Origin of the sequence: Candidatus Kapaibacterium sp., from assembly GCA_023957315.1 — a bacterium.
In the GTDB taxonomy this organism is placed as follows: domain Bacteria; phylum Bacteroidota; class Ignavibacteria; order Kapaibacteriales; family UBA2268; genus PGYU01.
The window spans coordinates 249,708-264,153 of record JAMLHE010000006.1; the positions used below are offsets into that span (position 1 = coordinate 249,708).

General features: G+C 36.8%; 12 protein-coding genes and 1 tRNA gene. 7 read left to right on the top strand and 6 right to left on the bottom strand.

Annotation, left to right across the window (positions count from 1 at the left end; genetic code table 11):
- Nucleotides 1-73: 73 nt before the first annotated feature.
- From lipA to M9949_08705, 4 genes are all read right to left on the bottom strand, one after another.
- On the bottom strand, nt 74-1,036 hold the full coding sequence (gene lipA, locus M9949_08690) for a lipoyl synthase (protein MCO5251483.1): 963 nt from the start codon (nt 1,034-1,036) through the stop codon (nt 74-76).
- A 6-nt stretch (nt 1,037-1,042) separates the two neighbouring features.
- A complete protein-coding gene (locus M9949_08695; protein ID MCO5251484.1) occupies nt 1,043-1,903 on the bottom strand; it encodes a sigma-70 family RNA polymerase sigma factor in 861 nt (286 codons plus the stop codon).
- Between the two features lie 65 nt (nt 1,904-1,968).
- Nucleotides 1,969-3,612, bottom strand: coding sequence for a S41 family peptidase (locus M9949_08700; GenBank protein MCO5251485.1), 1,644 nt, complete (start codon nt 3,610-3,612; stop codon nt 1,969-1,971).
- A gap of 84 nt (nt 3,613-3,696) precedes the next feature.
- The gene (locus M9949_08705) at nt 3,697-5,115 is read right to left on the bottom strand and encodes a glycine--tRNA ligase (GenBank protein ID MCO5251486.1); all 1,419 of its coding nucleotides are present in this window, start codon (nt 5,113-5,115) and stop codon (nt 3,697-3,699) included.
- A gap of 144 nt (nt 5,116-5,259) precedes the next feature.
- Here M9949_08705 and M9949_08710 point away from each other — a divergent pair, with 144 nt between their 5' ends.
- The 7 genes from M9949_08710 (at nt 5,260) to M9949_08740 (ending at nt 12,367) form a co-directional block, all read left to right on the top strand.
- Nucleotides 5,260-6,339 carry a nucleoid-associated protein gene (locus M9949_08710; GenBank protein MCO5251487.1) on the top strand — a complete coding sequence of 360 codons (1,080 nt, stop codon included), beginning with the start codon at nt 5,260-5,262 and terminating at the stop codon, nt 6,337-6,339.
- Nucleotides 6,340-6,397: 58 nt separating this feature from the next.
- Entirely contained in the window at nt 6,398-9,301 is a 2,904-nt protein-coding gene (uvrA, locus tag M9949_08715) for an excinuclease ABC subunit UvrA (protein ID MCO5251488.1), read from the top strand.
- A complete protein-coding gene (locus tag M9949_08720; GenBank protein MCO5251489.1) occupies nt 9,298-9,720 on the top strand; it encodes a hypothetical protein in 423 nt (140 codons plus the stop codon). Before uvrA ends, M9949_08720 begins: the two co-directional genes overlap by 4 nt.
- Nucleotides 9,721-9,819: 99 nt before the next feature.
- Entirely contained in the window at nt 9,820-10,566 is a 747-nt protein-coding gene (locus M9949_08725) for an electron transfer flavoprotein subunit beta/FixA family protein (GenBank protein MCO5251490.1), read from the top strand.
- A gap of 14 nt (nt 10,567-10,580) precedes the next feature.
- On the top strand, nt 10,581-11,546 hold the full coding sequence (locus tag M9949_08730; protein MCO5251491.1) for an electron transfer flavoprotein subunit alpha/FixB family protein: 966 nt from the start codon (nt 10,581-10,583) through the stop codon (nt 11,544-11,546).
- 127 nt (nt 11,547-11,673) lie between these two features.
- On the top strand, nt 11,674-12,264 hold the full coding sequence (locus M9949_08735; protein MCO5251492.1) for a bifunctional nuclease family protein: 591 nt from the start codon (nt 11,674-11,676) through the stop codon (nt 12,262-12,264).
- Nucleotides 12,265-12,293: 29 nt separating this feature from the next.
- Nucleotides 12,294-12,367, top strand: a tRNA-Met gene (locus M9949_08740).
- A 123-nt stretch (nt 12,368-12,490) separates the two neighbouring features.
- Here M9949_08740 and M9949_08745 read toward each other — a convergent pair.
- The gene (locus tag M9949_08745) at nt 12,491-13,870 is read right to left on the bottom strand and encodes a T9SS type A sorting domain-containing protein (GenBank protein MCO5251493.1); all 1,380 of its coding nucleotides are present in this window, start codon (nt 13,868-13,870) and stop codon (nt 12,491-12,493) included.
- A 10-nt stretch (nt 13,871-13,880) separates the two neighbouring features.
- Nucleotides 13,881-14,446 (bottom strand): tail fiber domain-containing protein (locus M9949_08750; GenBank protein MCO5251494.1); only part of this gene is annotated, 566 nt, incomplete at its 5' end.

The following is a 14,446-nucleotide window of genomic DNA, read 5'->3' on the forward strand; positions in this document are numbered from 1 at the left end:
CATAATGAACGATTATGTGTGGACATTGTTAAATTGTATTTAAAAAATTAATATTAGTAGAAAATATTGGTTATTAAGTACGGATTTCTACTTTGACATGTTCATGAGCATGATATGAACTTCGAACAAGTGGACCTGATTCGACATGACCTATGCCATTTTCTTCCCCTACTCTTTTGAACTCTCTGAATTGGTCGGGAGTTACGAAGCGGTCGACCGGTGTATGGTTGACTGATGGCTGAAGATATTGCCCAATCGTCATAATGTCAAGTTTGATATTTATCAAATCTTTCATCAGTTCATAGACTTCGTCATCCATTTCGCCAATTCCAACCATTATACCGGATTTTGTTCTAAGTCCTGCTGATTTGCAATAACTTAAAACATCGAGTGATTGTTGGTATTTGGCTTGTGGTCTGATTTTTTTGTAAAGTCTTGGGACTGTTTCCATGTTATGATTCAAAATATCGGGAGCAGCTTGAATAACTCTATCCAAGCATTTTGTATCGCCCTTGAAATCGGGAATCAAAACTTCGATTGTAGTTTCGGGATTTAACTCACGAATTCGGTAAATAGTTTCAGCCCAAATTGTGGAACCTTGGTCTTTAAGTTCGTCACGATTGACTGAAGTAACTACGGCATGTTTGACACCCATTTTTCGGACAGACATCGCAACATCATAGGGTTCATTTTTATTGATTGTGTGTGGAATGCCGGTTTTGATGGCGCAAAAACTACATGCACGAGTACAAGTATCTCCAAGAATCATGAAAGTTGCTGTTCCGTGCGCCCAACATTCGCCGATATTTGGGCAATGTGCTTCTTCGCAAACAGTATGCAAAGACTTGCTCCGCATCAAATTTTGGATAAACGCATACGAGTCGCCGCCGGGTGCTTTAACCTTGAGCCATTCGGGGCGTTGTCCGACAGTAGTTTTTAATTCGGGGTTGTTGCGCTTAGCTTTTACGGGGATATTGAATTTAGGTTTTTCAATTATTTCGTCTCTGTGTGGCAACAAATCTATTTTATCATTCATTAATTATTAGCCTAAATATGACCTTAAAGTTTTTGAGCGAGAGGCGTGTCTGAGCCTCCTGATAGCTTTTTCTTTTATTTGGCGAACTCTTTCACGTGTAAGATTAAATTTTTCGCCGATTTCTTCGAGAGTAAGGCATTGTCCGTCTAAGCCAAAATAATATTTGATTACGTCAGCTTCGCGTAACGACAATGTTGTTAGCACTTGTTGTACTTCCACTCTAAGTGATTCTCTTATAAGCTCGGAATCCGGTGGTGGTTGTTGCTCATTCGGCAATACATCAAGTAAGCGATTATCTTCGCCTTGCACAAATGGAGCATCAACCGAAAGGTGTCTTCCGGAAATTTTGATTGTCTCCGATATTTCATTAACACTCATATTGAGTTGTTCTGCCAATTCCGCAGCAGTTGGCTCACGTTCAAATTCTTGCTCTAATTCGGAGAATTTTTTCCCGATTTTGTTTAGTGCACCAACACGGTTGAGTGGCAATCTTACGATACGAGATTGCTCTGCAAGAGCTTGTAAAATTGATTGGCGAATCCACCAAACTGCATATGAAATAAATCTGAATCCACGAGTTTCGTCGAAACGTTTTGCAGCTTTAATCAAACCCAAGTTGCCTTCGTTGATTAAATCGCCCAAACTTAAACCTTGATTTTGATATTGTTTTGCAACAGATACAACAAATCGCAAATTCGCTTTTACAAGTCTTTCGAGTGCAAAATACCCTTCGCTCCCACCCTTTTTGATAAGCTGAGCAAGTGTAATTTCATTATCGGTAGTTAGTAGATCTACTCTGCCGATTTCTTGCAAGTATTTGTCTAATGACTGACTTTCACGATTTGTATATTGTTTTGTGATTCTCATTTTTTCAGATACCCAATTATGTAATGAAGAAAAGACGCTTTATGTCTATGTATATTTTGTAAATCTTAGTCGTTTTCTCTGCTTAACAAAGTTTTGTAAGTATTGTTGCTCATCAAACTAACAGCTGATTTGACATACCTATCTCGGCTCATAACAAACGAATAAAAATCTTCTTCATTCATTGAGCGACGATAAATCTCATATTCGAGTATTTCAGTCAAATCTTCTCGTAGATTTTTTATCAGCTTTTCGTCTTTTTTTGCTAATTCAGTTTTCAATTGCTCGATAATTTTTGTAGAAGATGCAGATTTTAATCCCTGTTTCTCAAGTTCGGAATTGATTTCATCCAATTCTTCTTCATATCGGAACTTAAAATCATACTTAACGTCTTTCAAATATTTCAAAAATCTTTCGTATGACTTTTCGGGAACAAATTCTGTTCCGTTCATTCTTAATGATGTAGCGTATTGATTTGCAAAATCGAAGAAGACCTGTTTCATATTCATATCATAAATCAAATCTTGTGGTACTCGGGGGCTGATAACGCTATCAGGTTTGATTCCTGTTGACTCGTAAACTATTCTGCCATTTTTGGTCTGAAATTGTGTCGAATCAACGATTGATTGTATTTTCAAGTCTGAATATTGTTCAGCAAAACCAATTCTCTGAATACATCTCCCTGATGGAGTATAATATTTTGCAGTGGTGATTTTAAGATTTCCGCCGTATGGAAGGCTCACAACTGATTGAACAAGTCCTTTACCAAATGACTGTTGACCAATTACCAATCCTCTGTCATGGTCTTGAATTGCCCCGGCAACTACTTCGCTTGCACTTGCTGATGATTGATTAATGAGTACAGCTAATCTGACGTTTGTATCAAGTGGGATTTGGCGAGAAATGTACTCGTAGAGCACTTCATTTTCACGCGATTTAGTAGTTACAATCAAGCTATTCGACGGCAAAAATAATTCACAAATGGATACTGCTTCTTCAAGTAATCCACCGGGATTATCACGCAAATCAATTACTAAATTTTTGAGTTTATTTGAATTGTGAAGTTTATTGAAAGCACTTCGGAAGTCTTTGTACGAATCTTTTGTGAATCTTTCGAGTATGATTATGCCCGTCGAATCGTTCAGAAATCCTGAATATGGCACATTTGGCAACTTGATATTTTCGATGACAACATTAACTTGGAGAGTATCATTTGTATTTAAAGATTTTCGAATAACAGTCAAATTTAACTCAGTTCCGGGGTCGCCTTTGGTAAACTCTCTAAGTTCTGACGAAGATTTGTTGATTACTACATTTGAATCAGCTTTGTATATATAATCGCCAATTTTCAAACCGCCTTTTTGTGCAGGGTAGCCATGACGTACGTCCACAATTATCAACATACTGTCATGTACACCTACTGTAATCCCAAGTCCTGAATAAGTTCCGGATGAAAGGAAGTCAACGTCTTGTAATTGTTTTTCGCTGAAGTATTCTGTATATGGGTCAAGCGAGGAAATCATGCCTTCAATTCCGGCGCGTATAAGTATTTCGGGATCTAAATCAACGACATAGCCGTTAAGTAACTCGTTAAATACTGCTCCCTGAATATTGAACGACTTGTTGATTTTATAATATACATCTTCATTCGCAATTAAACTATTGATAAATAGTGTGCTTACAACAAAGACATAAAATATGTATCTTAACATTTGATATAAACTATATGTAAATAAGAAAATTAGCCTAAAAACACAGAAAAAATCATAATTCACACTTTATGGACTAATTATCAATTAGTATATTTTATCGTTAATGTAGTTTTTGATTTTATCAATTGATATTCTTTCTTGCTTCATCGAGTCTCTTTCGCGAATGGTTACTGTATTTTCGGTCAATGACTCGCCATCAATTGTAATGCAAAAGGGCGTACCGATTTCGTCTTGACGGCGATAGCGTCTGCCAATAGCACCCGATGAATCATACTGAACTTTCATCGATTTTTGCAAATCTTTATAGACTGATTGCGCCAATTCCGGCATTCCATCCTTATTTACAAGTGGAAATACAGCGGCAGTTATAGGAGCTAATTTGGGACTGAATCTTAAAACTGTTCGTACTTCTGTTTTGCCTTTTTCGTCTGTAACGTGTTCCTCGCTATAAGCATTGCACAAAAAAGCCATTAAGCCCCGTGAAACACCACCGGAAGTCTCAACCACAAATGGCAGATAGCGTTCGTTATTGACAGCATCTACGTATTCCATCTTTTTACTGGAAAATTCCTGATGATTTCTTAAATCAAAATCAGTTCGCGAATGTATTCCTTCGATTTCTCCCCAACCGAATGGAAATTCAAACTCGATGTCAACAGCATGATTAGCGTAGTGAGCTAATTTGTCATGATTTTTCCAACGCATCTTAGATTCATCCATTCCCAAATCTATGTACCATTGCCATCTTTGCTTTTTCCAATAATCGAACCAATCAAGCTCGGCACCCGGTTTTACAAAGTATTGCATCTCCATTTGTTCAAATTCTCTTGTTCGGAAAAGAAAATTCTTAGTGTTGATTTCATTTCTAAATGCTTTCCCGATTTGGGCTATACCAAATGGAACTTTTTGACGTGCAGTTTCGGCAATATTCTTAAAATTCACAAAGATTCCTTGTGCAGATTCAGGGCGAAGATATACCACGCTGCTTGCTTCTTCCAATGGACCGATGAATGTTTTGAACATAAGATTGAAATTTCGTACTTCAGTCCATTCCGTAGTCCCCGAAACAGGGTCTTTGATGCCGTGTTCAAGTATGATAGTCAGATAATCATTGTTTTCCTTGATATTCGCAAGTTTTTGTTCAATTGTGTCGGCTTCATCATTTTTATTTTTAGAACGCAACTTGATGATGTGTTCTTCAATCAAATTATCGGCACGAAAACGCGCTTTGCTGACTTTGTTGTCAATCATCGGGTCGCTGAATTGCTTAGTATGTCCGCTCGCATCCCAAGTTCTGGGGTGCATTAAGATTGAAGCATCCACACCTTCGATATCATCTCTGAAAGTCATCGCTTTCCACCATGAATCTTTGATTTTGAGCAGCAACTCAACACCGAGCGGACCGTAATCCCAACAGCCGTTCAATCCACCATAAATTTCAGATGACTGGAATACGAAGCCTCTTCTTTTGGCTAATGATATTATTGTTTCTAATTTATACATATTTTTCCTAAATTTTCGTTTCTATTACAATCTTACAAAAATACGACATTCTATTAAACTGATGTTTGCAGATTATCAATTATCTTTGTAAGATTTGCTTTTACAACACAAGAAAAATAATATCCAAAGAATTAGGAGAGAAATGTGACTAACTTTTATAATATTACTATCAATCGAATTATCTTGCATCAGATTGTTGCCAAAAATGATGGACTTGAGCATGCAACAGTCATTACTGACGAAAATTTATTCCGCTTTTCGGACCAAGTGCTGAAGGTAATCATCGAAAGGCTTGCAAAAGCGTCGCAAAAGAAGGGCAAATCATTTGAATTGCTAATTAGCGACTCCTACTCTGACTCTTTTTTCGGTTTGGTAAATGAAGTGAACGAACATTCGGACGAAAGATTCATACATGCTTCAATCAAAGTGGCTATGAAACTTGCTCAAGCTCAAACGGTGAACACAATTCCCGGTGGCTATCTAATAATGATTGACGCTAAGGATGAAAACGGTTATCCTTTGCCGATAGTTATAAAAGCAGAATTGCTCTCGGCTTTGAGATATGAAATTCACAATCGCGAATCAACTATCAAATATCTTGATGATATTTTTCTCGACCCATCGTCTAAGAAGTTCAAATTTGCGCTAATGCAAAGGCGTGTTGAAGATGAGATGCAACTCGATTATCCGAATAGCCAATGGAAAGCATTCATTTATGATGAGCAATTTTCGGTAGATTCCAAACCTGCGGAATATTTCTACAAAGATTTTCTCGGCTTCTCGGTTGAAACTAACAGCAAAATTCAATCAAAGCGTTTTTATGATGCAACCGATGATTTCATAATGAAATTTGTTGAAAATTCGAGCGAAAAAGACGATTTAATCAAGCTCTTGAAGCAGGAATTCACTGTAAACGATGAAACGGAAGTTAAGCCCGACGAATTTGCAAATGCTTATTTGCATGATGACGCCATTCGCGAAATTTATATGAACGAGATTGTGCCCTATTTGCCGACTACGATTGAAAAAGATGCTTCATTATTCAAAGCAAAGTTAGAAAAAAAGCAAATTCATTTTCCGAATGATATTTTGCTTACAGGACCTAACAAAACTTTTGAATATAGCGTAGAGATAGTAAATTCTACTGACAAATTGGAAAAATTAGATACAAGCAGCCTTGATTACACAATATTGAAAATCAAGGGCAAACCTTACAACAAGTAAAAGTTTTGGACAGAATTTATAAAATCACTTTTAATAGCATTTCATTCAAACAAAATTTATGATTAACGAATCTGATTCAAATATTTCCGAATTTGGCAATTATGCTGACGAAATCACAGAAATCACTATCAAAGGTGGACGTGAGCATAATCTTAAAAATATTGATTTAATCATTCCGCGCGATACGTTGACTGTTGTAACCGGATTATCAGGCTCGGGGAAGTCCACTTTAGCATTCGACACTTTATATGCAGAAGCTAATAGGCGATACGTTGAATGCCTTAGTCCATATGCAAAGCAATTTTTGGGTATGATGCAAAAGCCCGAAGTTGATATTATCGAAGGGCTTTCTCCGGCAATTTCAATCGAACAAAAGTCAATCAGTCACAATCCACGTTCAACAGTCGGCACAGCTACCGAAATTTATGATTATATGCGCCTTCTTTTTTCCAAAATTGGAGTGCAGCACTGCGTCCGTTGCGATATTCCTGCAATAAAGCGTACTGTTGAAGACATAATTCAAACGATACTGACTGAATACAACGATAAAAGAATTCAAATCCTGGCGCCGATTATCAAAAGCCGCAAAGGGCATTATCGTGAACTTTTTGAATTGCTTACCAAACAAGGCTTCACAAAGGTAAGAGTAGATAAGAAAATTCGCGATTTAGTTGTTGGAATGAAGCTCGAACGCTATAATATTCATGATATCGAACTTGTTATAGACCGATGTCTTATCAATGCAAATCATACAAATAGAATTCGTGAATCAGTCGAATTGGCACTAAATCGCGGCGAAGGAAATCTCATAATTTTAGCTGAAACAAATACTGATGAATTTATAGAAGTGTTATACAGCACAAAATATTCCTGTCCGAATTGTGGTGATTCGTATGAAGAACCGGCACCAAATATGTTCTCATTTAACTCACCAAATGGAGCTTGTGCCACGTGCCAAGGGCTTGGGGTAATTAAAGATTTTAATTTGCCGGCAATTCTCGAAAATACTAAGCTTTCGATTTATGATGGTGCTATTGCTCCATTAGGAAAAAAGAGTTTGAGTTGGTTGTGGACTCAATTAGATGTTTATGCCGAAAAACACGGCATAGATTTGAGCCTCGCGATGGAACATTTGGAACAAGACAAACTGCAAATGATTCTTTACGGCAATGAAGATTCTATCGAATTGGACCATGATTTCGAAAGAACCGGATTGAAATATAAGCATAAATTTCTGGGCGTATTGCCAACTTTGAAGCATATTTATGAAAATCCGACAACATACAACCAGAAAAAAAATATTGAGCCTTATTTGACAGACATCACATGTCCGACATGTGCTGGGGGAAGGCTCAAAAAAGAGACTTTGAAAATCAAATTGTACGGTACAAATATCAAAGAGCTTTGTGATTTGGATTTGTCCGATTTGCGAGTTTCGATTAAAGCTATTGAAAAAAAGTTGAACAAGAGAGAAGTTTTGATTTCGCATCTAATTTTCAAGGAAATTAACAACAGATTGAGTTTTCTCGAAAACGTGGGTCTTGCATATATTCACCTGAACCGCCCACTTCGTACTTTATCTGGTGGTGAATCCCAACGTATAAGATTGGCATCACAAATCGGCTCGCAGCTTGTGGGCGTATTGTATGTGCTTGATGAACCAAGTATTGGATTGCACCAACATGACAATAATCGGCTTATAAATTCGCTGAAGGAATTGCGTGATTTGGGGAATTCTGTGATTGTGGTCGAGCACGATAAAGCGATGATTGAAAGTGGCGACCACATTGTTGATATTGGTCCCGGAGCAGGTATTCACGGAGGTGAAATAATTTTTTCCGGCACGATGAAACAAATGAGCAAACTGAGCACCAAAGCACTCAAAAATTCTCTCACTGCTCAGTATTTGTTAAACATCAAATCTATAACAATTCCTACCGAACGACGCAAAGGAAACGGGAAATATATAATTTTGCAAGGTGCCACAGGCAATAATTTGAAAAGTGTAACGCTGAAAATTCCATTAGGAACATTTGTATGCATCACAGGAATGAGTGGCTCAGGCAAAAGTTCCCTTATCAATGATACATTGTACCCAATACTTTCGCGATATTTGAATAAAAATAGCAGTTCTGTGCCTCTACCCTATACATCCGTTGATGGCATTGATAATATTGACAAAATAATCGAAATAGACCAATCTCCAATTGGCAGAACTCCTCGCTCTAATCCTGCTACTTACACAGGTTTATTCACTTTGATTCGAGACCATTTTGCCGAATTGCGTGAAGCCAAAATCAGAGGCTACAAATCAGGTAGATTTTCATTCAATGTTGAAGGTGGCAGATGTGAAGAATGTCAGGGTGCAGGAATCAAAAAAATTGAAATGAATTTTCTTCCTGATGTTTATGTTACATGCGACGAATGCAAAGGAAAACGATATAATTCGGAAACTTTGCAAGTCAAATTCAAGGGCAAATCAATTGCAGATGTGCTGAACATGACAGTTGAAGAGGCGAACGAATTTTTCACCGATATTCCGAAATTGAAAAAGAAAATCAAAACGATGTTTGAAGTCGGGCTTGGGTATATTAAATTAGGGCAACAAGCTCCTACCCTATCCGGTGGCGAAGCTCAAAGAGTCAAACTTTCGGCGGAATTATCAAAAGTTTCGACAGGTAAAACGTTATATTTATTAGATGAACCCACAACAGGACTGCATTTTGAAGATATAAATATGCTATTGGCAATGTTGCACAAATTAGCCGACAAAGGCAATACAGTTGTTGTCATCGAACATAACCTTGATGTAGTTAAAAATGCTGATTGGATAATTGATTTAGGTCCCGAAGGTGGTAAATTTGGAGGACAAATTATTGCCGAAGGAACTCCCGAAAGTATTATCAAAAAGAGAAAAAGTTTGACGGCAAAATACCTTAAGGAGGAAATGAAACAAAAATGAAAGAAAGTAAATTAGACCGCTTTTGCGTCATTAGCAACAAGGAATCTGAGGTCACAGTTACTATGACTGCATCGCCGAATATTGTTGTCGGTGCTGAATTCACTCTTTTTAATGAAGCTGCCGATACTCCACTTAAGACTTGGAAAATGGCAATTCAAAAAAAGGAATCTGTCTATAAAATTATCACAGATAAGCCCGCAGAAATCGAGAAATGTATTTTGGTATGGCAAATTTTGTATTGTAGCGATAAAATCAACATTGTTGATGGCGAAATCAGCTTGATTTTCAAACAAGATGGTGCATCTTGTACAGTTAATCATCCTGTCTCGTGGCATTTGAAAGATATTCCCCCATGTGCAGTTAAAGCCTATTCAAAAATTGATGATTCTATTATGTTCCTCTTGAAAAAGTCCAAATAAGAACTATAATTTACCATTCAAATTAAAATATCTTACTTTAAATACGTTTTTACCTTTTATAAAATTTTAGAAATGATATTTGAATTAGATGGAGAAAAAATGAACTTACTCGTATGTGTATCACGTGTACCTGACACAGCTACTAAGATTTTTGTCGGTCCTGACGGAAAGACAATTGACAGTAAAGGCGTCAAGTACATACTAAACCCTTATGATGAATTTGCATTAGAAGAAGCTATTAGATTGAAAGAAAAAAACGGTGGTGAAGTAACTGCATTAACAGTATCCGCCGACGATGCGACTGATATATTGCGCAATGCTTTGGCTATGGGCGCTGATTCGGCAATTTTCATCAAAGCCCCGTCTGAGCCTGATTCATACCAAGTTGCCCATAATATTGCTAATAGCGTAAAAGATAAAAATTTCGATATTATATTTTTCGGTCGCCAAAGTGTTGATTTCGATTCATTTCAAATTCCATCCATGGTGGCTGAGTTATTGAATATTCCATCTGCTTCAGTAGTTTCCAAACTCGAAGTTAACGGCACTAAAGTCATAGCCGAACGCGATATCGAAGGTGGCAAAGAAACTGTTGAGCTCTCAACTCCATGTGCAATTAGCGCCCAAAAAGGATTGAATGAACCACGTTATCCAAAATTGCCTGACATTATGAAAGCTAAAAAGAAACCAATAGAAGAAGTTCCCTTTTTCCCCGTTGAAGCCGCTGTTGAAGTCATTTCAATTGCATTACCCGTAAACAAACGCGTTGGCAAAATCCTTGGTGATTCAGATGCAGACATTAACGAAATAGTTCGCTCTTTGCACGAAGATGCGAAAGTAATTTAATATAAGGAATGAAAATGAAAAAAATATTAGTATATCTTGAGCCACAAAATAACAGTTTCAAAAGAGTTTCAAATGAATTGATAACTGCGGCTAATAATTTAGCACAATCAAGCGGCTCAGAAATTGTCGGATTATGCATTGGTGGTAATACATCAATATACCCATCGGCAGGACAATTCGGATTGAAAAAATTAGTTTCAGTTGATTTTAGTGGAGCTTATTCATCTACTGCATATGCCGAAATAGTTAGTCAAGTAGCAAAAGCAGAATCTGCAGATGTATTGCTTTTCGCATCAAATGCAGCCGGATTGGAAATTGCTCCGAGAGTTTCAGCCAAACTTGATGCAGGTTACGTAGCAGATTGTGTCGGATTGGAAGTTGCAGATGGCAACATCGTTGCAACTAAGCCCGTTTACGCAGGTAAAGCATTGATTAAGACCAAAATAAACAAATCCACAAAAGTATTCTCTTTGCGCCCTAACGTTTTTACAGCAATTAAAAATGATGTAGGAAGCCCGGAAGTCACTAATTTCAATGCAAATATTTCCGATAATGACAAAAAAGCAAGCGTTACCAATGTCTCTACAAATGCAGGCAAACTCGACGTTTCTGAAGCTGACATTATAGTGAGCGGTGGTCGTGGATTCAAAGAAGCCGGAAATTTCGCTATGGTTGAAAATTTAGCAGCAGCCTTAGGTGGTGCAGTCGGTGCATCGCGTGCCGTTGTTGATGCCGGATGGAGACCACATGCTGAACAAGTCGGTCAAACAGGTAAAACTGTATCGCCAAATCTATATGTTGCTTGCGCTATATCGGGAGCAGTACAGCATCTTGCAGGTATGTCAAGCTCGAAAGTGATTTTGGCTATCAACAAGGACAAAGATGCGCCAATTTTCAAAGTTGCCGATTATGGTATAATTGGTGACGTTTTTGAGATAGTACCAAAACTAACTGAAAAAATTAAAGCTGTCAAAGGCTGATAAACGTTAATTTAATTCAATAAGGTGGAAATGAACTCCACCTTTTTTTTACAATCACAAACAATATCAAAAATCAAATAAAACGCAAGACTGACAGTCTTTTTATATTTGAAAATGAATAAGAATTATGGATAAAGTACAATTAGTAGTATTAGGATTATCGGCAAGCCCTGCGAGCAACAATGCCTACGCTTTGATTATGAAAGAAGTGGACGGCGAAAGAAGATTACCTATCATTATCGGTGCTTTTGAAGCACAAGCTATTGCTTTAGAAATGGAAGGTGTAATACCGCCGCGTCCTATGACTCACGACCTGATTAAAGCTATTGTGGACAGTTTTGACTCCACTCTGACCGAAGTGCACATAAATGACTTGGTTGACGGTACTTTTTATGCTAAATTGATTTTCGATAATGATATTGAAATTGATTCACGTCCTTCAGATGCTGTCGCATTAGCTGTCAGATATGGTATTCCGGTATTTGTGAATGCAGATATATTGGATATGACAGGTGTAGTACCACAAGACGAAGAATTGCCAAATAGTGACGATGATGATTTGAAATTTATGAAAGAACCTGACAAAAAATCTAAAATACAACCTAAAAGCAAAGTTGAGCAGCTCCAAATCGAATTAGACAAGGCAATAAAAGAAGAAAATTACGAAAAAGCAGCAAATCTTCGCGATGAATTAAAAAGACTTTTGGAAAGTTCGTAAAAAACGCTTATTTTTGTAGTCTATTATGCGCCGGAGTAGCTCAGTTGGTTAGAGCATCAGAATCATAATCTGGGTGTCGGGGGTTCAACTCCCTCCTCCGGTACAAATAGAATTAAGAAGAAGAAGACAAGATATTGTCTTCTTCTTTTTTTGAATTAAACATAAACTCCAAGCAATGAAATTTATAAAACGTTAGATATAATCTTGACTTTTTGTTTTATCGTGTTTACCTTACTATGATTAAATTTTTGACGAACTTATCACCATTATGTTCATACATTATGCTGTAAACTCCGTTTGGGTATTTCTCTACATTAAATTTCAATTGGTATGTTCCTATTTCACGATGTTCATCAGAGATTGTGCATAGTTCATGCCCTATAATAGAATAAAATTTTATGGATGAATTCCCGGGATTAATGACATCAAATTCCAAATTGATATAATTGTCCGCCGGATTTGGGGTCAATCTTAAAATATCAGTAAATCCATCAAAAACAGCTTTTCCAAAATTGACAGCATCAGGATAATAGGTTACAGCATCTGTGTGTTGTTTGTTCAAAATTGAATGTATTTCGTTTAATTCAATATCGTGCAAACCCCCACTTGCAGAATTGAGAATCTTAACTGTCAATTTTTCTCCTGTTTCAGCTCCCGTTTTTAAATCAGAATTCGGGTCATCACCCCAAATTGTAACAGCCGCAAATTGCTGTTTGACAACGCCTGAACCAATCAAGACGCCTCGAGAGTCGTAAACTCCAATCTCAGAACCATCTTCTGAATTGACATTAAGAATCAATGTTGAATTATTTCCTGTATTCGTGAAGTCGGGTATCAATTTCTTTGGTTTATATGAATAATCATAGATTGCCGGTTTTTCTTGGAAATTTGCGGGATATGTCAATGTAGATGATTTTGATAGATAAACCTGGTAACCCTCACCGGGAATCATGTTTTGTATGTCATTTATATCAAATTCTGGAATGTAAACATAACCGGCGTTATTTTTTGCTATCACGAGTGCGTTATCATCAGTTAATGATTTCATTGACTGCTTGATATCTTGTACGCTTGAACGCAAATATGCGACAATGTTCCATCCGAAAGGTAAGTTTATTGGTGTGATTGCAGGATTGATTTTTTTACCAAATATATTTAAACCAGTTGCTTGTGCAGTATAAACTTGGTATCCATCTTTTATATTCCAATTGCCTATGTCATTGATGTCGAACATTGGTATATACACCTGACCTGCATTATTTTTCACGATTACAATATCATCAGAGATAGAATCGAAAATCATCTCTATATCAAGATTATCGGGAATTAAATATGAAGAAATGATGTTCCATCCGTTTAACAAATGAATACTCTGTATAATACTGAAATTTTCACCATCATACCAATAGCCAAAGTAAATCTCGTTATTAGCATTGGCACTGATTCCAATCAACGGTTGACCGACAATTCCTTGAGCAACAAATTCATCTGAGTAAGCCGTCTGCGATGATGAGCCGACAACAGACCTTTTGATTAAGTAATCCTGGCTCAATATATCTAAAGCCGGTTGAATTATGACTAAACAGACTATAAAAAGGAATTTCATGATTGACTCCCTATTTATCTATTGTGCTTAAACTACTGACAACTCTTTTTTCAGATATTTGCTTGTTTAAAAGTTTCATCATTATTTTAATTTCATCAATCTCATCGGACAATTTCATGTTTTGATGATTCATATCATCTAAGTTTTTAATTTTTTCATTCAAATATTGAATTTGATTTTGAAGTCTCTTGATTGAAGATTGTTGTTCTTTTACAACTTCTATCAATAAGGCAGATAGTTTTGAATAATCCAGAGTTTTAATACCATTAACATTGGTCGAAACTATTTCAGGCAGTACTTCTTCAACTTCTTGTGCTATCAAGCCGAATTGTCTTTTATCATCACTTCCCGACTTCCAAAAATAATAATATGCATTTATGTTTTTCAATAAAAGTGAAGCATTAGTTAGTTTTATAAGATCTCGTTTCAAGTTGATGTCAGAAAATTCTTCCCAAGCATTTGCTACAGCACGAGTACCATCGCCAATTTGACCTACTTGCAATAATTCCATAGGTGAATCTGTACCAATCCCTACACTTTCATCAAAATTTGTAGGTGTATTAATATATAAGCCGT

Coding starts and splice junctions, on each gene's coding strand:
- M9949_08735 (MCO5251492.1), top strand. CDS start 11,674: ATGGATAAAGTACAATTAGTAGTATTAGGATTATCGGCAAGCCCTGCG.
- M9949_08745 (MCO5251493.1), bottom strand. CDS start 13,870: ATGAAATTCCTTTTTATAGTCTGTTTAGTCATAATTCAACCGGCTTTA.
- M9949_08700 (MCO5251485.1), bottom strand. CDS start 3,612: ATGTTAAGATACATATTTTATGTCTTTGTTGTAAGCACACTATTTATC.
- M9949_08695 (MCO5251484.1), bottom strand. CDS start 1,903: ATGAGAATCACAAAACAATATACAAATCGTGAAAGTCAGTCATTAGAC.
- M9949_08720 (MCO5251489.1), top strand. CDS start 9,298: ATGAAAGAAAGTAAATTAGACCGCTTTTGCGTCATTAGCAACAAGGAA.
- uvrA (MCO5251488.1), top strand. CDS start 6,398: ATGATTAACGAATCTGATTCAAATATTTCCGAATTTGGCAATTATGCT.
- M9949_08705 (MCO5251486.1), bottom strand. CDS start 5,115: ATGTATAAATTAGAAACAATAATATCATTAGCCAAAAGAAGAGGCTTC.
- lipA (MCO5251483.1), bottom strand. CDS start 1,036: ATGAATGATAAAATAGATTTGTTGCCACACAGAGACGAAATAATTGAA.
- M9949_08725 (MCO5251490.1), top strand. CDS start 9,820: ATGAACTTACTCGTATGTGTATCACGTGTACCTGACACAGCTACTAAG.
- M9949_08730 (MCO5251491.1), top strand. CDS start 10,581: ATGAAAAAAATATTAGTATATCTTGAGCCACAAAATAACAGTTTCAAA.